This window comes from Bradyrhizobium sp. MOS001, from assembly GCF_004634465.1.
Taxonomy (GTDB): Bacteria; Pseudomonadota; Alphaproteobacteria; order Rhizobiales; family Xanthobacteraceae; genus Bradyrhizobium; species Bradyrhizobium barranii.
Genome location: NZ_SPVJ01000019.1, coordinates 114,940 through 136,492 on the forward strand (window position 1 = coordinate 114,940; position 21,553 = coordinate 136,492).

Sequence of the window (21,553 nt, forward strand, 5' to 3'; positions counted from 1 at the left end):
ATGGGCGGGGCTGACGCGCGGATTGTCCGCAATACCGCGCTGGTGATCGTCGCGCTGGTCGGCTTGCGGCTGGTCGCGGCCGCGTTCACGCCGATCACCTTCGATGAAGCCTATTACTGGATGTGGTCGAAGAACCTCGCCGGGGGGTATTACGACCACCCGCCGATGGTCGCCTATGTGATCCGCGCCGGCACCATGATCGCCGGCGACACCGAGCTCGGCGTCCGCGTGTTCTCGATCCTGCTCGCGCTGCCGATGAGCTACGCGATCTACCGCTCCGCCGCCATCCTGTTCGGCGGCGCGCGGGTGGCTGCGACCAGCGCCATCCTGCTCAATGTGACCATGATGGCCTCGGTGGGCACGCTGATCGTCACGCCGGATGCGCCGCTGCTGGTTGCTTCCAGCTTCGTGCTGTTCTTCCTCGCCAAGGTGCTGGAGACCGGCCGCGGCGTCTGGTGGCTCGCCGTCGGCGCGGCGGTCGGCGCGGCGCTGCTGTCGAAATACACCGCGATGTTCTTTGGCGCCGCGATCCTGATCTGGCTTGCGGCCGTGCCGAAACTGCGGCGCTGGTTCCTCTCGCCCTGGCCCTATCTCGGCGGTCTCGTTGCGTTCGCGCTGTTCTCACCGGTGATCCTGTGGAATGCGGATCATCAATGGGTCTCGTTCGTAAAGCAGCTCGGCCGCGCGAAGATCGAGGACTTCCGTCCCGTCTTCATCGCCGAGCTGATCCCGACCCAGATCGCCTTCGCAACGCCGCTGGTCTTCATCCTCGGCGCGATGGGCCTGCACGCGCTGACCTGGCGCCGGGCCGGCGCGCTGGCCTCGCGTTTGCTGATCGAGACGCTGTTCTGGACCATCGTCGTCTATTTCGTCTGGCATTCGCTGCATGCCCGCGTCGAGGCCAACTGGTTCGCGCCGGTCTATCCGCCCTTCATCGTTGCCGCGGCCGCCGCCGCCAATCTCGTGCCGTGGCAACCGCGCGCGCGCCGCCTCGCGGATTTCTGCCTGCGCTGGGCCGCGCCCGTGGGCATCGTGATGTTTGCGGCGCTGATCGTGCAGGCCAACACCGGTTGGCTGTCGGGCTATCGCCGCGACGCGACGGTGCGCAGCGTCGGCGTCGGCTGGCGCGAGCTCGCCGCCGAGATCGAAGCGGTGCGCGCGCGCAGTGGGGCAACCTGCGTGCTCGCGCAGGACTACGGCACCACGGGCTGGCTCGCCTTTTACCTGCCGCGCGGCACCTGCGTGCTGCAGCAGAACCAGCGCATCCGCTGGGTCAACATGCCCGAGCCCGATCCAAAGCTGCTTGCCGGCAAGCTGATCTCTGTCGACGAGCTGCGCCCGGACGGCCATCCCGCCCTCGACGAGCTCTTCGCGAAGGTGACGCAAATTGCGCAATTGCAGCGCAAGCGCGGGCCGCTCGTGGTCGAGACCTACGGCATTGATCTGCTCGAAGGCGCCAAGGGCGACGTGCTCGACCGCTCGCCGCCGCCGGAAGCGCGGTAGGTGGCCCCAAAAATCAGTCGATCATCTCGGCCCTGGCGGCTGCCTGGCTCGGCCCGTTCTGGTCGCGCCAGAACCAGACGGTCACGACGCCGGAGCGGCCGCGGACCTGCGTGAGCAGGGGACCTGACAGAATGCCGTCGGGAGCGCCGTGGAAGTCGGCCGCATCCAGCAGCGTATCGGTCAGCGCGAGCCGCGCACAGTTCTGGGCGGCAACCTCCATCAAGCGGTTCGCGACGTTGACCGTGTCGCCGGTCGCCGTGATGTGCTGGTGGCTTTCGCCGAGGCGGGAGGCGACGATCGGGCCGAAATGCGCGCCGATCTTGAAACCAAGCTGGCCGCGAAGGGCAGGCGGCAGCGAAGCGATCCAGCGATCGACGCTGCGATACAGGTCGATCGAGCATTGCAGCGCGCGAGCGGCGTCGTCGGGCATCGCGTGTGGCAGTCCGAACAGGATCATGGCGCCGTCGCCGAGAAAGCCGGTGATCAGGCCGCCGCAATCGACCGCGGCCTTGTCGATCAGCGCGTGAAATGCCCTCAGCAGATGCTGCAGCTCGTCCGGATCGATCCGTTCGCTGAGCGTCGTGAAGCCTGAGAGATCGATGAAGACGACCGCCGCATCCTGCCGGACCGGCCTGGACAGGAAATTCGGATCGCGCGTCAGCCATTCCTGCACGGCGGGCGCCTGGAATTGCGCCAGCGACCTGCTCTTGGCGGCAAAATATTGCGTGCGGCGGCCGCCGGCCCACAGCTGCACGCCGGCAAAGACCGCGACCGGCGGCACCGCGGCGGCAAGTGTCGTCGCGGCGTTCAGCCAAACGCCGTGCGTGAAGGCGAACAGATTGAGCCCGGCCCAGGCGATCATCACCGCGGCGGCCGCGACGATGCCGGGCGCGCTGCGCCGCCAGGCGAGCAGGCCGACCAGCAGCATCGGCAAAAGGATCGCGAAAAGCGCGTCGGCGATGTGGACCTTGCGGTCGCGCACGATGCCGTCACCGGCGACGAGATGGGTGATCGCGGTCGAGATCACCTCGACGCCGGGCATCAGGGAATCGAACGGTGTCGGATAGAAGTCGCCGCCGCCGGCGACCGCGGCGCCGATCACGACGATGCGGTTCTCGATCGCCGCGCGATTGAGCGTACCGTCGAAGATGCTCTGCGCGCTGACGGTGCGGATGGTGCGGCGCGGGCCGTAATAGGTGATCGGCAGCGCGAAATCGCTGTCGGTCGACACCGCGCGGTCGCCGAGCATGAGATGATCCGGCGCGATCGTCAGCGGCTTGTCGAGCGCGCGCGTCGCGACGCGCAAGGGAAACGACAGCTCGACCCTGTCGCGGGTCCGGAACAGCATCGGTACCGAAAGCGGCGAGCCCGACTGCCCCGTCGCGACGTTGACGACTCCGACCTCGGCGTGATCGGCGAAGGCGGGCAGCGGCAGCAGGAATCGCTCGGCCTGTGGCAGCGCGGCGAGGGGACCTTGGGTGCCCGGCTCCACGGTCTCGCTGGCGGTCGGGAAGATCGCCGCGGCGGCGAGCACCATGGGACCGGTGGCGAGCGTGTTGGCCAGCGTCGCGTCGCCGATCGCAGCGCTGCGGTCGACCAGGAGCAGGTCGATCGCGACGACCTTCGGCTTGAACTGCACGATGGTATCGACGACGCGCGCGAGATCGGCGCGCGGCAGCGGATAGCTGCCGCCGCGCTTCACGACGGTGTCGTCGATTGCGACGATGGTGACGAGATCGGGCGGAGCCTGCACGCCGCGGACCTGGGTCCGCCAATCCGTCAGCGTCGCCTCGAGCCGATCAAGAAAGCGCAGATGACCGTTGGCGTGGCCGGCATAGATGCCGGCACCCCACAGCGCGGTGAGGACGAGTGCCACCAGAATCTGAACGCGTCTAGTCATTACGTAATGCAATCTTCTTTGTCGCCCGGGCGTTGCTGCGCGGGCCTTAATTGTCCAGGCCTTATTGACCCAGTCTTGCCATCAGCGCGTCGACGCGCGGCTGGCCCCAGGTCTTGACGGTCAACGGGCCCGTTGCCTCGACATCGACGCCTTGGCCCGGTCCGAGCACGACGCCGCGTCCACGAGCCCTGCGGCTCACACCGACACGGCCGTCAGCAACGAAGACCGCGGTCTTGGCCTCAGCGACATCGACGGCCCATTTGGTCCCGCGCACTGCGGCGATCGCCTGCGGCGTCAGCACCTTGAAGGGATTGCCGCCGGGCTTCTTGGGCACCTCGATCAGCAGCGCCTTGCTGCTCAACTCCACGGAGTCAATATGTCCGTCGCGGTTGGCGTCCTTAAGTTCAAATCTGGCGCCGTTTTCCGCAACGATGGTGATGCCGTTGTCGCAGCGCCACACTTGCGTGCCCGCAGCCGATGGCGATGCCGTGCAGCCGACATTGACAGCCGGCTGTGCATTCGCAGACCCGATCAACTGAAACAACCACGCCAGAGCGAAAATACCGGCGCCCGCGATCCCTCTCATGCCAGCCTCCGTTTGCGTGCTTGGCACAGTTCAAAGCGATGTTGATACGGTACCGTATCACACGCAGAGGCTGCTGAAAAGTGCCGCTCTCGGAGCTATTTCCTCGGTGCGGTCTTTTCCAGTCCGGCGCGATCAACTTTCAGTCAGGGCGGCCGTGCCGCGTGAGCACTCTGTGCGCGATGTGTGATGTGGGACGGGCTCTGCCGCCACCCTGCTGACACCCGCTGGAGAGGGCAGCGCGCACCAGCCTCGCGCAACGCTTCCCCGCTATTGTCCAGGTATTGAAGACCACGAAAACGACTTGGTTGGATGGCCTTAGAGGGGCGGCCTGTGACGTCCGTCGAACGCGCCGAACCGGCCGAGAATTATAGTTAACAGATGCTGCTAAGTCCGTAGTTTTGCGGACTTTTTTCTCGAAATGGGACAGCGTTAACGCGGTGCCTCACATCTGCCCGAACTTAATCTGCATTTAACTAAAAGTCGCCTTAATGACGCTCCGACCTCCTGCGAGATGCTGTTCCCGGATCGTGACCAGCGGCACTTCGAAGGGGGACTGAGTGACACCGTCCTGGACGCAAGGCGAATGAGTACGAGTATCGCTGCGCAGAATAACGCGGCACGGAAGTCCAAGAATTCTCTTCGGAAGCCTTCCCGGAAAATGACCACCACCAATTGGCTGGGCGCTGCGGCGATCGGCTGCGTCGTGATGGGCGCCGGCTGGACCATCTACAGCAACGTCCTCGGCGCCAGCGTCTATCCGACCGTCGGCAGCATTGGCTACGACGAGCCCGTGATCAAGCGCGCGCCCAGGGTGGCGCTGCGTGAGGCCGGCGAGGCCATCAGGGACACCTTTGCGCTGCTGCCCGACCGGCTCCAGGTCGCAGCCCCGATCTCGCGCGAGATGTTCAACGAGCGCTTTGCCGCGGCCGCGACCCAGGGCGTGGCGTCGAATGCGAGCGCCGCGCCCGCAACCCAGGTCGCCGTCGCCAAGGAAGCGTCGAAGGACGCACCCAAGCAGAGCGTGATCGCGAAGGTCGCGGACGCGCTGAAGCCGGCAGCACCGGCCAAGATTGCCGACAAAACTGCGGACAAGGCCAAGCGCGCGCCGGATGCGCAGATGCAGCTGGCTTCGGCCGATCCGGCCGAGATCGTGCCGGCGCCCGAGGCGAAGCCGAAATCGTTTGCCGATCGCGCCAAGGCCGCGGTGATGTCGATCACCGGGCCGCGCCAGTCGATGGTCGAGAAGCTATGGGGCAAGCGCGAGCCGTCCGGCGGGCTGCTGGCCTATGCCTCGGCCGATGCCAGCGTGACCGCGTCCATCGCGCCGCGGGAGCAGAACCCCATGCTCGGCGGTTCGGCGCCCTATGAGCGCGACACGGCGGTCTACGACATCACCGCCAAGATGGTTTACCTGCCCGACGGCACCAAGCTCGAGGCGCATTCCGGCCTCGGCTCCAATCTCGACGATCCGCGCTCCTCGCGCGTCCGCATGCGCGGCGTGACGCCGCCGCACATCTACACGCTGAAGCCGCGCGAAGCGCTGTTCCATGGCGTGCCGGCGCTGCGCCTGACCCCGATCGGCGGCGAGAGCGCGATCTACGGCCGCGACGGCTTGCTCGCCCACACCTTCATGCTCGGGCCGAACGGCGATTCCAACGGCTGTGTGTCGTTCAAGGACTATTACGCGTTCCTCGACGCCTACCGTAACAAGGGCATCCGCAAGCTCGCGGTGCTGGCGCGGGTCGAGTAAGCTCAGTCAATTCGCGATGATCTCAAAGGGCCGCTTGCAGCGGCCCTTTTCTTTTCTGATTTAGCCTGGCCAGCATTGTCCGCCGCCGTCGATCCTGAGCACCTGGCCCGAGACGAAGGCGCCCATGGGACCTGCAAAGAACTCGACGACGCGCGCGACCTCGTCGACGGTCGCGATGCGGTCGAGCGTTCCGGTCTCGACCATCCTGTCGGGGTCCACCGCGCGCGTGCCGAGGAAACGGCCGGTGCGGGTATCGCCGGGCGCGATGCAGTTGACGGCGATGTCGTAGGCGCGGAGCTGGTCGGCCAGGCATCGCGTGTAGTGGGTCACGCCGGCCTTCGACACCGCATAGATCGAGCCCTGGGTGCGGCCCTTGAACGCGGCGACCGAACCGAGCGTGACGATGCGGCCGCGGCGCCGCTCCATCATTCCCTTCGCGACCGCCTGGCAGGTCAGGATGGTCGAGAGCAGATTGCGCTCCAGCACCGCGCGCACATCGGCCTCCTTGATGTTCACCGCGTCGTTCGGGTCCGGCTTGCCGCCGGCGGCTGCGATGTCGCCGCCGGCATTGTGCACGAGAATGCCGATCGGGCCGAGGGCTGCTTCCGTCTCGGCAATCACGCGCGCGATGTGATCGCCCCTGGTGAGATCGCCGAGCACGCGCTGGCTGCGGACGCCGAATTGCTGGCCGATTTCTGCCGCCACCGCGGTGAGGGTGGTGCCCTCGCCATATTCCGCCGGCCCGTTCTCGCGCATGCCGTGGATGGCGACATCGGCGCCGAGCGCGGCGAGCTTCTCTGCAAAGGCGCGTCCGAGCCCGCGTCCCGCGCCGGTCACCAACGCCACCTGTCCTGACAATACTTTCCCGTCATGTGCAGCCATGTTCTTCTCCTGTTATGAAACGTCAGTCCGCCGCGAGATCGAGCCCGATCGCCATCGCCTGCACGAGGCACATCGGTGCGACCAGCGTGCGCAGCGCCGGCTCGGGCATGTCCTGGATCTCGAACACGACGCTCGCGCCTTCGACGATCGGGCTCAGGAGGCTGTCGGTGATGGAAATCGTGGGCACGCCGCGCGCAACGAGTTCGGGAAACAGCCGCGCCGTATCCGGATAGTAGTTCCGGAAGCTGATCGCGACCAGTGCGTCCTCCGTGGTTGCGGCATGCGACTGCTCGTGGATGCTGCCGCCCGTGCCATCGAGCAGGACGACGCGACGTCCGAGCTTGCGCAGCACGTAGGCGAGGTGGGTCGCAACCGGAAACGAGCCGCCGAGGCCGAGCAGATAGATGTCGCGCGCCTTGGTGAGGATCGCGGTGGCGGCGTCGAGCTCGCGCGCATGCACGGATTGACTGAGCGTCACCAGCGACGATTGCGCTTCCGAGACGAAGCGCGACAGCACCGCGGCGGGCTGGCGGCCGAGCACCGATTTCTCCTCGCTCTTCATGCGCGCGAGCCGCGCCTTGTAGCTCGGCGCGACGCCGGCGACGAGGCGGGAGCGGAACACCTGCTGCATCTCGGTGAAGCCGCCAAAGCCGAGCGCATGGGCGAAGCGAACGATCGCCGAGGGCGGCACGCCCGAGCGCTGCGCCACCTCGGCCACGGTGCCGAGCGCGACATCGGTCGGGTGATCGAGCACGAACTCCGCGATCTGCTGCAGCCGGCCGGATAGCGCCCGGTGCCGCTGCGCAATGGCGCCGCGCAGCTCGTCGTAGCTCATCGCGCCTTGTGCCTTGTTCATCGTCTCGGGTCTCCAGATCGGTCGCCTGTTTAACGGCATTTCACCGTTTGGATCAAATATTCTACTTTACATAACAAATGGAATGAATATTCTAATGGCACAAAAAAGCAAAAGACTTCGAAAACGGGAGGAAACGATGAGAGGGCGTCAGATCTCACGGCGAAGCGTTCTGAAGGGCAGCTTGATGGCGAGCGTCATCGGCGGCACCGGCAGCTTCTTCGGGCCGTGGAAAGAGAATCACGCGTGGGCGCAAGGCGCGAAGCCGATCAAGCTCGGCCTGACCTGCGATGCCAGCGGCCAATACGGCAACAGCGGCCAGGATGATTTCCGTGGCATCAAGATGGCGATCGACGAGTTCAACGCCAAAGGCGGCGTGCTCGGCCGCCAGGTCTCGTTCATCACCGCAGACACCGAGACGACGCCGGCCACCGGCAGCCGCGTTGCCGAACGCTTCATCACCCGCGAGGACTGCACTATCCTGATCGGCGCGCTGCATTCCGGCGTCGCCAACGCCATCACCCAGGTCGCCAGCAAATACGGCGTGATCTACATGAACACCAATTCCTCCGCGCCGAGCGAGGCCGGGGAGAATTGCTCACGCGTGAAATTCGTGTGGGACGGCAACGGCACCAATTTCTCTAAGGCATCCGTCAAGAACGCCGTCGATTCCATCGGCAAGAACTGGATGCTGCTGACCAACGATTACGTATGGGGTCACACCACGTCCGCCGCGACCAAGGCGCAGGTCGAGGCTGCCGGCGGCAAGATCATCGACAATTTGCTGGTGCCTCAGAACACGCGCGACTTCACCGCCTACCTCCTGAAGATCCAACAAGCAAAGCCCGACGTGGTCGCGACTGCGATTGGCGGCGACGACATCAAGGCGCTGCGCGAGCAGGTCGCGCAGCTCAAGCTCGACGGCAAGCCGGCCTGGATCAACAACCAGCAGGACTGGCCCGATGTATGGGGCGCGCCCGACAGCCTGTTCGGCGTGTTCGGCACCACCTGGTATCACAAGCTGCAACTGCCCGGCGTCGCCGAGTTCGTTAGGAAATGGCAGGCCGCCAACAAGGACGGCCCGATCCCGGTGCCGGGCAACGTCTCCTACAATGGCTATATGTCGACGCGCGAATTGCTCCGTGCGATCGAGCGGGCAGGGTCGACCAACAACGTCAAGATCATCAAAGAGCTCGAGAACCTGAAAGTCTCGGCGACCGACCGCATGCAGCATTTCGACGCCTACATGGACCCCATGACGCATCAGATGCAGCAGACGATCTATCTGGCGCGGCGCAACGCCAAGCCGGCCGACAACACCGATCTGTTCGAGATCATCAGCTGGACGGAGCCGAAATCGGCTGCCGATGACGCTGCGCCCGGCAAGTGCAAGCTCACGCCCTATGAGCAGGTGCCGACCGTCGACTCCTAGAGACGGTGCGTCGCGTCATGGAACGAGCGGCGCGCGTGTCGCGCGCCGCAAGCCCGGGCCATCGGTGTCCCGAGTGAGCAAATGCCAGTTGCGAGACCAAGACCTTGTTCGACCTTCTTCCGCATCTTCTGAACGGCCTGACGCTTGGCCTGTTGTTCGCGTTGATCGCGCTCGGCTTCATGCTCATTGTCGGGCTGATGGAGCAGATCAACCTCGCGCATGGCTCCCTGTTCGCGCTCGGCGCCTACGTTGCCATGCAGCTGACCGGACCGCGCCCGCCATTGCCGGTCGATCTTGCCAAAGTGTGGCTCGCGCTGCCGCTCGGCTGGCGCTATGCCGCGACGCTGGTGATCGCGCCCGTGGTCGTGAGCCTCGTCGGCATGCTGATCGAGCTCTGCATGCGGCGGACCTACGGCAAGGATCCGCTGTACGGACTGCTCCTGACCTTCGGCGCGGCGATGGTGATCGAGGAGCTGATCCGCCTGGTCTGGGGCACGCGCGACTATGTGCTGCAGGTTCCGTCCGCCATCAACGGCGGCTTCCTGTTCGGCGATCTGATCTGGTCGACCTATCGCTTCTACGCGGCGGGCATCGCGGCCGGAATCATCGGCCTGGTCTGGCTGTTGATCGAGAAGACCTCGTTCGGCGCGACGGTCAAGGCCGGCGCCCATGACAGCGAGATCGTCCGCGCGCTCGGCATCAACCTGTCGCGCTTACGGCTGCTGGTGTTCGTGTTCGGCACCATGCTGGCCGCGATCGCGGGCATTATCGTTGCGCCGATCTGGGGCATTCGTCCGCATATGGGCGTCGATGCCGTCATCCCCGCGTTCCTGGTGATCGTGCTCGGCGGCGTCGGGAGTTTCTGGGGCGCCGCCGTGGCCGGGCTTCTGGTCGGACTCTGTGTCGGCCTTGCCGGCGCTTACGCGTCCGAATGGTCGCTGTTGTCGATGTACATCCTGCTGGTCGCCGTCGTGACGTTCCGTGCACGCGGCCTGTGGGGCAAGAAAAGCGTGCTCGAGGCCTAGGGAATGATTGTGGGATCAAATTCTTCATCCGATGCCGCGCGCCTCGTCACGCCGACGATGCTGGTGCTCTGGCTGGTGCTTGCAACGGTGCCGCTCTGGATCGCGCGGATCGGGCTCTATCCCTATCTCGGGATCGAGATCCTGATCTGGTCGCTCTATGCGCTCGCGTTCAATCTGGTGCTGGGCACGGCCGGACTTCCCTCGTTCGGACATGGCGCCTATTTCGGCATCGGCGCCTATGCGTTCGGGCTCTGCCAGTTCGACATTGTCGCCAATCTCTGGATCTGTCTCGCTGCCGCGGCCGTGGTCGCGGGGCTTGCCGGCGTGCTGGTGGCGCTGTTCATCTCGCACCGGCGCGGCATCTATTATGCCTTCATGACCATCGCCTTCGGCCAGATCTTCTGGACGCTGGCGATCAAGTCGCACCGCATCACCGGCGGTGAGGATGGGCTTCTCAAGATCAAGCGGCTGCCGGCCGATTTCGGGCTGGTGTCGTTCGATCTCACCGACAATGTCGCGTTCTACTATTTTGTGCTCGCGGCGTTCGCGGTCGGTACCGCCGTCTTGTGGCGGCTGGTGCACTCGCCCTATGGCCGCGTGGTCGCTGCGATCAGGCAGAGCGAGGTTCGCGCCGCCCATCTCGGCTATAACGTGTGGCTCTACAAGGCGTCGGTGTTTGCGCTGTCGGCGGCCGTGTCCGGCTTTGCCGGCGGACTGTTCGCGATGGCGCAGCTCGCCGCATTCCCCGATGTCATGAGCCTGCATCAATCCGGCTACGTCGTGATGATGACGCTGGTCGGTGGCGGGCTCGTCAGCTTCTGGGGGCCGGTGATCGGCGTGTTTCTCTTCCTCACCGCGCGCGACGTGATCGGCGCGCTGACCAATGCCTGGATGCTCTATTTCGGTCTGCTGTTCATTGCGATCGTGCTGTTCCGCCCGGAAGGCATCGCGGGCGCGCTCTCGGCCGCCGTGCAGCAGCATTCACTCAACGCGCTGCGGCGGCGCGGCACGTCCGCGATGCGTCTGCTGGTCGGGGGCGGGCGATGAGCATGATCGAGGCCGCGGGTGTGCACGTTCGCTTCGGCGACCGCGTCGTGCTGGAAAGCGTCGATCTCGCGGTCGCCGAGGGCGAGTTTCACGGCGTGATGGGTCCCAACGGCGCGGGCAAAACCACCTTCTTCAACGTCCTCACCGGCAGGGTGAAACCGAGCCGCGGCCGAGTCCTGCTCGGCGGCGAGGACGTCACGGGATTGAGCCCCCACCGCATCGCCGCCAAGGGTATCGCCCGCTCGTTTCAGATCATGACCCTGTTCGACGAATTTTCTGCCCGCGACAACGTCATGATGGGTTTGCCCGCGTTTCGCGCCCGTGGCCTCGATATCGCCCGTGCCGCAGCCGGTGACCGCAGGTTTGCCGAGCAGGCATCCGAAGCGCTCGCCGCGGTCGGGCTTGCCGACAAGGGCGACGTCCGCGCCAAAGACCTGTCCTATGGCGACCGCCGCGCACTGGAGATCGCGGTCGCGCTGGCGCAGGCCCCGCGCGTGCTGTGCCTGGACGAGCCGACCTCCGGCCTCGGCTCCGACGGCGTGCAGCGGCTGGCAGCTCTGGTGGCGCGCCTGAAGGGCCGGCTGACCATCGTCGCCATCGAGCACGACATGGAGTTCCTGTTCTCGCTCGCCGATCGCATCTCGGTCATCCATTGGGGCCAGGTGGTAGCGCGCGGCACGCCGCACGAGCTGCAGCAGAACGAATGGGTGCGTCGTTCCAATCTCGGGAAGTTCGCATGATCCTCGAAGTGGACGGGGTCGATACCTTCTACGGCGAGACCCAGGCGCTGTTCGGCGCCTCGCTCGCCATCGAGCACGCCAAGGTGTTTGCACTGCTCGGGCCCAACGGCGCCGGCAAGACCACCATGCTCCGTTCGATTCTCGGATTGACGCGCCCGCGCCGCGGCGCGGTTCGTTTTGACGGGCATGACGTGACGCGCGATCCGACCCACGAGATCGCGCGCGCCGGCATCGGCTGGGTGCCCGACGACCGGCGGCTGTGCCCGACCTTGTCGGTGGCGCGCAACCTCACCATCGCGCAGAAGCGCACGCGCTTTCGCAACTGGAGCGTCAAGGAGGCAGCCGCGATCTTCTCGCCGCTCGAATATCTCATGGAGCGCGACTGCGAGAACCTGTCGGGCGGCGAGATGCAGATGGTCGCGATTGCGCGCGCGCTGGTCGGCTCGCCGGGACTGGTCCTGTTCGACGAGCCGAGCCAGGGTCTTGCGCCAAAGATCGTCGGCGACGTGCTCGCGACGATATTGCGCATGAAGGACGAGGGCATCGCCTCGCTGGTTGTCGAGCAGAATGCCGAGATCGCGCTGTCGGTCGCGGACCATGCCGCGGTGATCGACCGTGGCCGGATCGTCTGGACCGGCGAGGCCGCCGCCTTGCGCGACGATCGCGCGCTTCGTCAGCGCTTGCTGGGAGTACAATAAGTGGCCGCACCGCTGCTCGTTCTCGATGATGTCCGCAAGGTCTACACCAGGGGCCGCGTCATCCGCCGTCCGACGTTCACGCTTCAGGCAAACCTGTCGCTGGAGGAGCCGGGCATCGTCGGCGTGGTCGGGCCGAACGGCGCCGGCAAGACGACGTTGTTCGAGATGATGACCGGTTCCAACGCGCCGACTTCGGGGCGCGTGCTGGTCGCCGGTACCGATATCCACGGCGTCAAATACCGCGAGCGCGACCGGCTCGCGATCCACTATCACCAGTCCTATCAGGTCAGGCGGTTCCGCAAGCGCGTTCCGTCCGCCTTGCTGGCGCCGTCGCCGACTCGTACGCCGCTGGTTCACTTGTTCGACGAACCGCAGTTCAACCTGCAGGACGGCTATATCGGCTTCATGCTCGATTTCTTCCGCAAGCTGCGCGACGAGGGCAGGCTGGTCATCCTCTGCATGCATCCGACAGCCAGCTGGCACCTCGACATCCTCGCCGAGATCGCCGGGCAATTCCTGTTCGTCGCCGGCGGCGGGGTGACGCGGATGGCGGACTTCCGCACGCTCGCCGCCGAGCCGCGCTTCCGCCTCTATCTCGGACCGGAGATGACGCGCGCCGCGGACGCCATCTGTCACAGCTCGACCTAAAAGGAGATTCCGTTGGCCTATTCGAACACGCAGCTTTTCATTGCCGGCAAATGGCGCCCGGCCCATTCGGGCAAAGCGATCGAGGTGCGCAATCCCGCGACCGAGGAGGTGATCGGCACCGTCGCGCATGCTGGCCAATCCGATCTCGACGAGGCGCTCGCCGCCGCTTCCGCCGGCTTCAAGGTCTGGCGTAACGTTGCCCCCTTCGAGCGCTGCCGGATCATGCGCAAGGCCGCCGCGATCATGCGCGAGCGCAATGACGAGATCGCGCCGCTGCTGACGATGGAGCAAGGCAAGACGCTCGGTGAAGCGAAGATGGAGGCGATGGCCGCCGCTGACGTGATCGAGTGGTTCGCCGAAGAAGCCAAGCGCGCCTACGGCCGTCTGATCCCCGCGCGCGGCCCCGGCATCTACCAGATCGCGATGAAGGAGCCGGTCGGCCCGGTCGCCGCGTTCACGCCGTGGAATTTCCCGATCAACCAGGTCGTGCGCAAGCTTTCCGCGGCGCTCGCTGCCGGTTGCTCGATCATCGTCAAGGCGCCGGAGGAGACACCAGCTTCGCCCGCGCAGTTGATCCGCGCGTTTGCGGACGCGGGCGTGCCCGACGGCGTCATCAACCTCGTCTACGGCGTGCCGTCGGAGATCTCCGAATATCTGATCCCGCATCCGGTGATCCGGAAAATCTCCTTCACCGGCTCGACCCATGTTGGCAAGCAGCTCAATGCGCTTGCGGGCCTGCACATGAAGCGCGCCACCATGGAGCTCGGTGGCCATGCTCCGGCGATCGTCTTTGGGGATGCCGACGTCGCGTCGGCCGCGAAGATTCTGGCGGCGGCGAAATATCGCAACGCCGGCCAGGTCTGTATCTCGCCGACGCGGATGCTGGTGCAGGACGACGTGTTCCGCGAATTCGTCGACAAATTCGTCGACAGCGCCAAGGCGTTCAAGGTCGGCAACGGCCTCGATCCCGAGTCCAAAATGGGCTCGCTCGCCAATCCGCGCCGCGTCACCGCCATCGAAGGCATGGTGCAGGATGCCGTCGGCAAGGGCGCCAGGCTCGAGACCGGCGGCAAGCGCGTCGGCAACAAGGGCCATTTCTTCGAGCCGACCGTGGTGAGCGATGTGCCGAAGGATGCGCGCGCGATGAACGAGGAGCCGTTCGGCCCGCTCGCCCTGATCTCCCGCTTCTCGTCATTCGACGACGTGGTCGAGGAGGCGAACCGGCTGCCCTTTGGTCTCGCCTCCTACGCCTTCACCAGCTCGGCCAAGACGGCGGCTGCGATCGGCGCGGCGGTCGAGGCCGGCATGATGTCGATCAACAGCTTTGGTCTGGCATTGCCTGAAGTGCCGTTCGGCGGCATCAAGGATTCCGGCTATGGTTCGGAAGGCGGCACCGAGGCGATGGAAGGTTACTTCAACACCAAGTTCATCAGCCAGACGGGCGTGTGAGCGGGCGTTGCATGCGAGGCCGCGCGATCATCGCGCGGCTTAGCGCTTGACGAAAACCAGGTTGCAGGCGCGCGCCTCGTTGCGCTTGCCGCTGCCGCGGGTGCGATCGAACTGCGCATCGACCGTAAAGGCGTAAGGCGAGCCGGGTGCGAGGTTGTTGAGTGTGTAGGTGCTCGCCCCCGTCGTGCCGCGCGCGCTCAAGGTCGTCTTGCCGTCCGCGGGGATCTGGCCGTCGATCTCCAGCCGATTGACACCGCCCGGACCCTGCACCTCGGCGTGAAACACGCCATTGGTCACGGTGGCGACCAGGGGCCTGGTGAAGCCCTGTGCCTTGCCGGAAGCCGAGCAGTTCAACGTCACGTCCCAACTGCCGTCGAAATCCTTGCTGCCGGTGGTTCTGGCGTTACCGCTCGGCGCGACCGCCACTTTCTGCTTCAGGCCTTCAATGCGTGCCTTGGCGAGGGTGGCGAAGATGCAGTTCGGGAATCTCGCGAGATGATCCTCAAAGGCACCCAGCGTGCCGATGCCCTCAGCAGCCTTCCAGTGCGCCTCGGCGGCCGCGCAGGGATCGGCCTTCGGTGCAGCTTGGGAGGCCGCCGGCGCGACCGTGACCGACACAGGCCCGTTCAGATAGAACTTGCCGATGATCGACAGCGAGAGCTCCGGCAGCTGGGTCTTGCCGCTGGAATCATAGACGTCGCTGCTGATGTCGCGAAAGACGTCGCCGATTTCCTGCGGGTCCTCGATGTGCTTCAGGAACGCGGTCGTGTAAGGGCTGTTGCGGCCGGTGCCGTCGGCGGCGACCTGTCCAGATTGCGTCGAGAACGACACGATCGTGCCGCGCGGCGCCTCGACTTTCGACAGGCCACGTCCGATCGAGACGGCGCGGGTCGAGCCGGCAGAGCGCTTCAAGGTTTCGGCCAGCGGATTGTCGCGGCAGGAATCGAGCACGAGGATGCGCAAATTCTTGGCCTGCTGCAGATCGTTCACGATGTCGTCGACCCGCACGAAGCGCTTCAGGTCCGCCTCATCCGTCAGCACGGCGTCGACGGGCATCAGATAGTTCACGCCGTTGTACTGCATCGCATGGCCGCTGTAATAGAACATCGCGACGTCGGCACGGCTCGCGGCGCGCGCGAAGCGGATGGTCAGGTCCTGCATGTCGGCTTGACGCAGGTCGATGCCTTGAAACACCTCAAAACCGCTGCGCTTGAGCGAGGCTGCGACGTCTTCGGCATCGTGCGACGGGTTGGGTAGCTGCGCCGTAGAGACATAAGCGCCGTTGCCGATCACCAGCGCGACCCGCGTGTCCGCCGATGCGGGGGCAAGGCTCAGCCCAAAGCTCAGCCAGAGGGCGAGGAGGGTCAGGAAAAAAAGACGCAAAATTCCAGAAGGAGCACGCATGAATGCCTTCCAGGGAAATATCGAAAAATATGCCCCAGATTAGCGCATGCCGCGTCGGTATCAATGCCCTCGCTGTGGACCCGTCAGATTTGGCGACCGTGACATCCTGTCACGCCGGGTTTGCCGCCACCGTCTTGCGCAGCTCCATCTCGGTCGCAATCGCCTCCCGCACGGCGGGCCGCGCCTGCATGCGCGCGAGATAGGCCGACAGGCTTGGCCATTGTGCGATGTCGACGCCCGCGGGACGGAGCAGCAGCAGGGCCCAGGCGAGATGGGCATCCGCGACGGTGAAGCTGTCACCGACGAGGAATTCGCGGTCCGCGAGATGCGCCGATGGCACCGCCAATGTCTGCGGGATCCTTGCACGCGGCTTGGCGAGCGAGCCGTCGTCCTTGTACCAGAAGGTCGGAAACAGGAATGCCTTGTGGATCTCGGTGCCGATGAAGCTCAGCCATTCCTGCAGGCGGTAGCGGTCGGGATCGCCGAACCGGGGCGCGAGACCCGCCTCCGGCTTCGCATCGGCGATGTATTGCAGGACCGCCGCGCTTTCGGTCAGCCGTTCGCCGTTCTCCAGCACCAGGACCGGCACCGCGGCCTTCGGCGACACGCCGCGGAAATCGCCGTCGTCGTCGGCGACCGTCTTGGTCCTGAGATGCACCAGATGATAGCGCGCATCGAGGCCGGCTTCCATCAGCGCGATGCGGCTCGCAAGCGAGCAGGCCATCGGCGAGAAATAGAGCTGCAGCATCGCGTTGCTCCGCTATTTCAGCACATCGCCGCGCGCGATGATCGCGAAGCGGTCGGATAGCTCGGCGAGCGCAACCGCGTGGATGGTCCGGGCGTCCAGCGTGCCGCCGCGGCCGTCGGGCAGGTCGCGCGTGGCGCAGGCATCGGCGTCAACAGTCGTGCGAAAGCCGAGGTCGAGCGCGGCACGGGCGGTGGAGCTGACGCACATATGCGTCATGAAGCCGGCCAGCACGATGTTCTTCCTGTCGGTTGCGGCAAGGCGCGCCTGCAAATCAGTGCCGGCAAATGCATTGGGCAACTCCTTCTCGATCACCAGCTCGCCGGCACGGGGGCTCAGCTCGGCGACGATGGCGCCGCGCTCAGCGCGGCGATCGAACAGGCTGCCGGCCTTGCCGCGATGGGCGATATGGATGATCGCGGCTCCGCTCTCGCGTGCCCGTGCCAGGAGCGCAGCCGCCCGCGTGATCGCAGGTCCCGCGTCGGGCAAAGCGAGCGGACCAGCGAGATATTCGTTCTGGATATCGATCAGCACCAGCGCAGCGTCGCCAAGACGCGGCGGGTTGAGATCGGCACCGGCGAGCTGCAGCAGGGTCTTTGCGGTCGTCATGGTCTGGAAATCTCCGGGGCAAAAGGCTGCACAAACATAGCCCCGGGAATGCCTGCCGATATGCAGGGATATTGCAGCGGGTGGCTGCGATATTGCAGGCTGATCCCGGCCGGTATAACCTGACGCAATGAACTGGGACGATCTGCGCATCATCGCCGCCGTCAGGGACGAGGGCACCTATGCGGGCGCCAGCGCGCGGCTGCGCATCGACGAGACGACGGTCGGGCGCAGGCTGTCGCGCATCGAGCGTGCGCTCGGTTTGCGTCTGTTCGAGGCCGCCGACGGCGTCCGCAGGCCGACGCGGAGTTGCGAGGCGGTGCTGGCGCATGTCGAGGCGATGGCCGCACATGCCGCCGAGATCGGTCGCGTCGGCGCGAGCCTGGCAGGTCCGGTGGGACGCCTGCGCATCGCCTCCACCAACACGTTCGCTGAGGAGGTGCTGTCGCCGCGCGCGAGCGACTTCCTGCGCGCCAATCCCGGCCTGACGCTGCAATTCCTCACCTCGAGCGAGAACGTCAAGTTCTCGCGCTGGGAAGCCGATCTCGCCATCCGGCTGCGCAAACCCGACAAGGGTGACTTCGCGATCTCCAGGCTCGGCGAGATCCGCATTTATTATTTCGAGCCTGTTGCGACCGAGGGCGAACCGGTGCTGTGCGCCTATCCGGACGAACTCGGTGCCATTCCCGAGATGCAATTCCTGCGCATGAAGCAAGCCCGCGCGCGCTGCGTCACCGACAACGTTCGCGTCATCCGTAACCTGATCCGCGCGCATCGGGCCGCCGGCGTGTTGCCGGAGTATGTTTGCGCGGACTTGCTCGGCGATCGCCGCCTGCGCGCCACGCTGCTGCCGAAGCGGCGCGACGCCTGGCTGCTGGTGCAAAACCACCTCAAGCGCGATCCCGCGACGCGTGTGACGATCGACTGGGTGAGGGCGTGTTTTCAGGAAACGTCGCGCGGTTGACGTCACCTCGCATTGTGATCATCGCGTCACAGTGCGGAGTGCGTGACGAAAAATCTTGGCTTTCCCCCTTGCAACCCGAACGTGCTTCGTCTATTAGCGCCCTCCTTCGCTAGGCCATGGGTTCGGGCTCTCTGAGATCCCGACTGGCGCGAGCCGCTCTGCGGTTTCGTGTTCCGCCGAATGAAGGGCAAACGCAGGACGTAGCTCATGGAGAGCGTCGGGCTGAACACCCGAAGGCATCGGTTCGATTCCGGTCTCTTGCACAAAGGATAGCTCAGTTTGGTAGAGCAGATGACTGTTACTCATCCTGTCGCGGGTTCGAATCCCGCTCCAGCGCTCCGTTTCAGCCTGAAAAGCTGATACCTCTGACGAGGACCGGACGCGCGCTTCAGTCGCAGTCCGGCCGTTTTGCCGAAAGGCATTCCGTCCGAACCTAGACACTGTGAGACCGGCTTTGCGCCGCGGGTCGATACCGCTTGCGCTGATGCCGGGTGGCTCCGCATGACCGCTCGACACGCGTCGAGCGATCGCGCGTGTGCGCCCGTCGTCATGCAAGCTCAAGCCCCGGCCCGCCGCTTTCCCGGGAAGCGTCGTCCGCGTCCTCACGTCCTTTGCAAACGAAACCCGCTATCCGGCCGCGTTCGGCCGGAGGCAATATGATGGAGGCGTGCCATGACCTGGCATTTGCTGATGCTGAACGTGACGGTGAAGGACGGCGAGCGTGCGTTGCTCACGCGCAACGGACAGCTCGTGCGCGTGCTCGCGCCCGGCAAGCACCGGCTGTTCGATCCCCTGCACGAGCTGAAGGCCGAGGTGCTCGACGTGGTCCGCAGCGAATTCTCTGCGGATCGCTACGCGGTGCTGAAGGCCGCGCGGCCTGATCTGGCCGCGGAGCTGTTCGAGGCGATCGAGACCAAGGCGGACGAGATCGCCATCGTCAGCCTCGACGGCCGGCCCGTGCATCTGATGACGCCCTGGCAGGCGCGCGTCTACTGGAAGGTCGCGACCCGCATCGATGTCGAGCGCATCGATGTGTCCGCCGATCCCCGGGTTGGCGCGCGGCACCTGACCATGATCGAGCGCAATCGCTCGACCGTCGTGATGGAAGCGGTGGTCGAGAACCACGAGGCGGGCCTGCTCTATGTCGAGGGCCGGCTCGTGGAGCGGCTCGCGCCCGGCCGGCACGCCTTCTGGACCGTCGGCCGCAAGATCGAGGTGAAGCGCCTCGACCTGCGGCCCCAGGCGGTCGAGATCACCGCGCAGGAGATGCTGACCAAGGATCGCATCGCGCTGCGGGTGACGCTGACGGCGTTCCGCAGGATCGTCGATCCCGAGCGCACGGTTGCGACCGTGCCCGACGTGGATGCGTGGCTGTATCGGCTGGTGCAGTTCGCGATCCGCGAGGCGGTGGCGGGCCGGACGCTGGACGAGGTGCTGTCTGCGAAGGCGGCGCTGGATGCGGAGCTGCGCGACTATGTGCGGGCACGCGTCGCGGAGTCCGGCGTGGAGGTGACCGAGCTCGGCGTCAAGGATGTGATCCTGCCCGGCGAGATCCGGGAGCTGGTGAACAAGGTGGTGGAGGCGGAGCGGGTCGCGAAGGCGAACCTGATCCGCCGGCAGGAGGAGACCGCGGCAACGCGTTCGCTCCTGAACACCGCCCGCCTGATGGAGGAGAACCCCCTGCTGCTGCGGCTCAAGGAGCTGGAGTCGCTGGAGAGGCTGGTCGAGAAGGTCGGCCGCATCGACCTCCATGCCGGCAACGGCGAGGGCCTCGATGCCCTCCTGACCCGGCTCGTGCGCCTGAAGGCGCCCGAGAGCGCATGAAGCAGAAGGGCCGCCCACGGGCGGCCCTTCATATGTCCATTGTCGACGCTTGCGATGAACGCGTGCGCGCGCCCGTGCGACCAAACCATGAGTGGGTATTGCACGCGCGCGAAGGTTGCGTAATCTCACGGTGACGACCACAATCTCGATCATGGCAAGCGAATGACCACTCTTCAGCAAACGATCCGCCCTACGGCCCGGCCGCGGGAATGGAAAGCGATCGTCGTCTTGATCCTGTTGATCCCGGTGCTGTGGTCGCCGCCGTTCCTGTTTCGCTTCTTCCTGTATCAGCCGTTCAACATTCCTTCCGGCTCGATGACCCCGACGCTGGTCGTCGGCGACTACGTCTTCGCCGCAAAATATGCCTATGGCTACGGCCGCTATTCCTTTCCGTTCGCGCCGTCATGGATCTCGGGCCGTGTCTTTGCGGCCGAGCCCGAGCACGGTGACGTCGTCGTGTTTCGCGCGCCAAAGGACACCTCGGTCGACTATGTCAAGCGCGTGGTCGGGCTGCCCGGTGACCGCATCCAGATGCGGCAGGGACAGCTTGTCCTCAATGACAGACCGGTGACGCGCGTCGCGCTCGCAAACGGGCTCGCCGGCACCGCCTGCGGTCTGGATGGCAGCGTCAAGGTCAAGCGCTGGCGCGAGACGCTGCCCAATGGCAATTCCTACATCACCTACGACTGCGTTGAGAACGGCTACTACGACAACACCAATGTCTACACCGTGCCGCCCGGCCATTTCTTCGTGCTGGGCGACAACCGCGACAACTCGAGCGACAGCCGCGTGATGGCAACGATGGGTTTCATCCCGATGGACAACCTCGTCGGGCGGGTGACCCGGATCTTCTGGTCGCTCGATGAAGACGGCGAGCCGCACATGGAGCGGCTGGGGAAGGTCTGGTGAGGGGCCCCGTCATTCCGGGCTCGCGCTCCGCGCGCCCCGGAATGACGGGGGGAGAGAGTTTGCCTAAAACAAAAACCCCGGCATCGCTGCCGGGGTTTCGTAGTTCTTGAGGTGGTTGGACCTTAGAAGTCCATGCCGCCCATGCCGCCGCCCGGGGGCATCGCCGGACCGGCGCCGCCCTTCTTGGGCAGCTCGGCGACCATGGCTTCCGTGGTGATCAGGAGCGCGGCAACCGAGGCTGCGTTCTGGATCGCGGTACGGACCACCTTGGTCGGGTCGATGATGCCCTTGGTGACCAGGTTGACGTACTCGCCGGTCTGGGAGTCGAAGCCGTAAGCGTAGGTCTTGTTCTCCAGGATCTTGCCGACGATCACCGAACCGTCTTCACCGGCGTTGATCGCGATCTGGCGAGCAGGAGCCGACAGCGCCTTGCGCACGATCTCGACGCCGGTCTTCTGGTCGTCGTTCTTGGTGCGCAGACCCTTGAGCTGCTCGGAGGCACGGAGCAGGGCGACGCCGCCGCCCGGGACGATGCCTTCCTCGACCGCCGCGCGGGTCGCATGCATCGCGTCATCAACGCGATCCTTG

The 21,553-nt window shown here is 65.6% G+C and carries 20 protein-coding genes and 2 tRNA genes; 14 read left to right on the forward strand and 8 right to left on the reverse strand.

The window, feature by feature from the left end; all coding sequences use genetic code 11:
• The gene (locus tag CT676_RS23270; protein ID WP_135215463.1) at positions 1-1,503 is read left to right on the forward strand and encodes a glycosyltransferase family 39 protein; all 1,503 of its coding nucleotides are present in this window, start codon (positions 1-3) and stop codon (positions 1,501-1,503) included.
• A gap of 13 nt (positions 1,504-1,516) precedes the next feature.
• Here CT676_RS23270 and CT676_RS23275 read toward each other — a convergent pair whose 3' ends face one another.
• Positions 1,517-3,403, reverse strand: a complete 1,887-nt coding sequence (locus CT676_RS23275) for an adenylate/guanylate cyclase domain-containing protein (RefSeq protein WP_135215464.1) — start codon at positions 3,401-3,403, stop codon at positions 1,517-1,519.
• A gap of 61 nt (positions 3,404-3,464) precedes the next feature.
• Positions 3,465-3,989, reverse strand: coding sequence for a FecR domain-containing protein (locus tag CT676_RS23280; RefSeq protein ID WP_063982428.1), 525 nt, complete (start codon positions 3,987-3,989; stop codon positions 3,465-3,467).
• A gap of 658 nt (positions 3,990-4,647) precedes the next feature.
• Here CT676_RS23280 and CT676_RS23285 point away from each other — a divergent pair.
• A complete protein-coding gene (locus tag CT676_RS23285) occupies positions 4,648-5,739 on the forward strand; it encodes a DUF2778 domain-containing protein (RefSeq protein WP_166342460.1) in 1,092 nt (363 codons plus the stop codon).
• Positions 5,740-5,799: 60 nt separating this feature from the next.
• Here the strand turns inward: CT676_RS23285 and CT676_RS23290 are convergent, their stop codons facing one another.
• Complete coding sequence (locus CT676_RS23290; protein ID WP_135215466.1) at positions 5,800-6,621, reverse strand: SDR family NAD(P)-dependent oxidoreductase; 822 nt, start codon at positions 6,619-6,621, stop codon at positions 5,800-5,802.
• Positions 6,622-6,643: 22 nt separating this feature from the next.
• The gene (locus CT676_RS23295) at positions 6,644-7,477 is read right to left on the reverse strand and encodes a MurR/RpiR family transcriptional regulator (RefSeq protein ID WP_135215467.1); all 834 of its coding nucleotides are present in this window, start codon (positions 7,475-7,477) and stop codon (positions 6,644-6,646) included.
• Between the two features lie 136 nt (positions 7,478-7,613).
• Between CT676_RS23295 and CT676_RS23300 the strand changes: the two genes are divergently transcribed.
• The 7 genes from CT676_RS23300 (at position 7,614) to CT676_RS23330 (ending at position 14,513) form a co-directional block, all read left to right on the forward strand.
• Entirely contained in the window at positions 7,614-8,906 is a 1,293-nt protein-coding gene (locus CT676_RS23300; protein ID WP_244623242.1) for an ABC transporter substrate-binding protein, read from the forward strand.
• 104 nt (positions 8,907-9,010) lie between these two features.
• Positions 9,011-9,931, forward strand: a complete 921-nt coding sequence (locus tag CT676_RS23305) for a branched-chain amino acid ABC transporter permease (RefSeq protein ID WP_135215468.1) — start codon at positions 9,011-9,013, stop codon at positions 9,929-9,931.
• Positions 9,932-9,934: 3 nt separating this feature from the next.
• A complete protein-coding gene (locus CT676_RS23310; RefSeq protein WP_135215469.1) occupies positions 9,935-10,978 on the forward strand; it encodes a branched-chain amino acid ABC transporter permease in 1,044 nt (347 codons plus the stop codon).
• Entirely contained in the window at positions 10,975-11,718 is a 744-nt protein-coding gene (locus CT676_RS23315; protein WP_028158494.1) for an ABC transporter ATP-binding protein, read from the forward strand. The genes CT676_RS23310 and CT676_RS23315 overlap by 4 nt, the downstream gene beginning before the upstream one ends.
• Positions 11,715-12,416: an ABC transporter ATP-binding protein gene (locus CT676_RS23320; RefSeq protein WP_135215470.1), complete on the forward strand. Its 702-nt coding sequence runs from the start codon at positions 11,715-11,717 to the stop codon at positions 12,414-12,416. Before CT676_RS23315 ends, CT676_RS23320 begins: the two co-directional genes overlap by 4 nt.
• Positions 12,417-13,064 carry an ATP-binding cassette domain-containing protein gene (locus CT676_RS23325; protein WP_135215471.1) on the forward strand — a complete coding sequence of 216 codons (648 nt, stop codon included), beginning with the start codon at positions 12,417-12,419 and terminating at the stop codon, positions 13,062-13,064.
• Positions 13,065-13,076: 12 nt separating this feature from the next.
• Positions 13,077-14,513 carry an NAD-dependent succinate-semialdehyde dehydrogenase gene (locus CT676_RS23330; protein WP_135215472.1) on the forward strand — a complete coding sequence of 479 codons (1,437 nt, stop codon included), beginning with the start codon at positions 13,077-13,079 and terminating at the stop codon, positions 14,511-14,513.
• A 39-nt stretch (positions 14,514-14,552) separates the two neighbouring features.
• Here the strand turns inward: CT676_RS23330 and CT676_RS23335 are convergent, their stop codons facing one another.
• From CT676_RS23335 to CT676_RS23345, 3 genes are all read right to left on the reverse strand, one after another.
• Entirely contained in the window at positions 14,553-15,917 is a 1,365-nt protein-coding gene (locus tag CT676_RS23335) for a caspase family protein (RefSeq protein WP_135215473.1), read from the reverse strand.
• A 109-nt stretch (positions 15,918-16,026) separates the two neighbouring features.
• Complete coding sequence (locus CT676_RS23340; protein WP_135215474.1) at positions 16,027-16,665, reverse strand: glutathione binding-like protein; 639 nt, start codon at positions 16,663-16,665, stop codon at positions 16,027-16,029.
• Between the two features lie 12 nt (positions 16,666-16,677).
• Positions 16,678-17,271: a cysteine hydrolase family protein gene (locus CT676_RS23345; protein ID WP_135215475.1), complete on the reverse strand. Its 594-nt coding sequence runs from the start codon at positions 17,269-17,271 to the stop codon at positions 16,678-16,680.
• A 127-nt stretch (positions 17,272-17,398) separates the two neighbouring features.
• On the opposite strand from CT676_RS23345, the gene CT676_RS23350 reads away from it, so the two are divergent.
• The 5 genes from CT676_RS23350 to lepB all read left to right on the forward strand — a co-directional run bounded on the left by CT676_RS23350 (position 17,399) and on the right by lepB (position 20,965).
• Positions 17,399-18,232 (forward strand): LysR family transcriptional regulator, encoded by an 834-nt coding sequence (locus CT676_RS23350; RefSeq protein ID WP_071912531.1) that lies wholly within the window; start codon positions 17,399-17,401, stop codon positions 18,230-18,232.
• 193 nt (positions 18,233-18,425) lie between these two features.
• Positions 18,426-18,495: transfer RNA gene (locus CT676_RS23355), tRNA-Phe, on the forward strand.
• Between the two features lie 4 nt (positions 18,496-18,499).
• Positions 18,500-18,565 (forward strand) — tRNA-Asn (locus CT676_RS23360).
• 339 nt (positions 18,566-18,904) lie between these two features.
• Complete coding sequence (locus CT676_RS23365) at positions 18,905-20,056, forward strand: slipin family protein (RefSeq protein ID WP_135215476.1); 1,152 nt, start codon at positions 18,905-18,907, stop codon at positions 20,054-20,056.
• Positions 20,057-20,218: 162 nt separating this feature from the next.
• A complete protein-coding gene (gene lepB, locus CT676_RS23370) occupies positions 20,219-20,965 on the forward strand; it encodes a signal peptidase I (RefSeq protein WP_071912536.1) in 747 nt (248 codons plus the stop codon).
• Positions 20,966-21,087: 122 nt separating this feature from the next.
• On the opposite strand, the gene CT676_RS23375 is transcribed toward lepB, so the two are convergent.
• On the reverse strand, positions 21,088-21,553 hold a 466-nt coding region (locus CT676_RS23375), incomplete at its 5' end, for a TCP-1/cpn60 chaperonin family protein (protein WP_275552119.1).

What these genes read in the sequence shown, in the direction of transcription:
- CT676_RS23295 (WP_135215467.1), bottom strand. Translation starts at nt 7,477, where the DNA reads ATGAACAAGGCACAAGGCGCGATGAGCTACGACGAGCTGCGCGGCGCC.
- CT676_RS23345 (WP_135215475.1), bottom strand. Translation starts at nt 17,271, where the DNA reads ATGACGACCGCAAAGACCCTGCTGCAGCTCGCCGGTGCCGATCTCAAC.
- CT676_RS23270 (WP_135215463.1), top strand. Translation starts at nt 1, where the DNA reads ATGGGCGGGGCTGACGCGCGGATTGTCCGCAATACCGCGCTGGTGATC.
- lepB (WP_071912536.1), top strand. Translation starts at nt 20,219, where the DNA reads ATGACCACTCTTCAGCAAACGATCCGCCCTACGGCCCGGCCGCGGGAA.
- CT676_RS23365 (WP_135215476.1), top strand. Translation starts at nt 18,905, where the DNA reads ATGACCTGGCATTTGCTGATGCTGAACGTGACGGTGAAGGACGGCGAG.
- CT676_RS23300 (WP_244623242.1), top strand. Translation starts at nt 7,614, where the DNA reads ATGAGAGGGCGTCAGATCTCACGGCGAAGCGTTCTGAAGGGCAGCTTG.
- CT676_RS23275 (WP_135215464.1), bottom strand. Translation starts at nt 3,403, where the DNA reads ATGACTAGACGCGTTCAGATTCTGGTGGCACTCGTCCTCACCGCGCTG.
- CT676_RS23350 (WP_071912531.1), top strand. Translation starts at nt 17,399, where the DNA reads ATGAACTGGGACGATCTGCGCATCATCGCCGCCGTCAGGGACGAGGGC.
- CT676_RS23315 (WP_028158494.1), top strand. Translation starts at nt 10,975, where the DNA reads ATGAGCATGATCGAGGCCGCGGGTGTGCACGTTCGCTTCGGCGACCGC.
- CT676_RS23280 (WP_063982428.1), bottom strand. Translation starts at nt 3,989, where the DNA reads ATGAGAGGGATCGCGGGCGCCGGTATTTTCGCTCTGGCGTGGTTGTTT.
- CT676_RS23285 (WP_166342460.1), top strand. Translation starts at nt 4,648, where the DNA reads ATGACCACCACCAATTGGCTGGGCGCTGCGGCGATCGGCTGCGTCGTG.
- CT676_RS23340 (WP_135215474.1), bottom strand. Translation starts at nt 16,665, where the DNA reads ATGCTGCAGCTCTATTTCTCGCCGATGGCCTGCTCGCTTGCGAGCCGC.
- CT676_RS23320 (WP_135215470.1), top strand. Translation starts at nt 11,715, where the DNA reads ATGATCCTCGAAGTGGACGGGGTCGATACCTTCTACGGCGAGACCCAG.
- CT676_RS23335 (WP_135215473.1), bottom strand. Translation starts at nt 15,917, where the DNA reads ATGCGTGCTCCTTCTGGAATTTTGCGTCTTTTTTTCCTGACCCTCCTC.
- CT676_RS23310 (WP_135215469.1), top strand. Translation starts at nt 9,935, where the DNA reads ATGATTGTGGGATCAAATTCTTCATCCGATGCCGCGCGCCTCGTCACG.
- CT676_RS23290 (WP_135215466.1), bottom strand. Translation starts at nt 6,621, where the DNA reads ATGGCTGCACATGACGGGAAAGTATTGTCAGGACAGGTGGCGTTGGTG.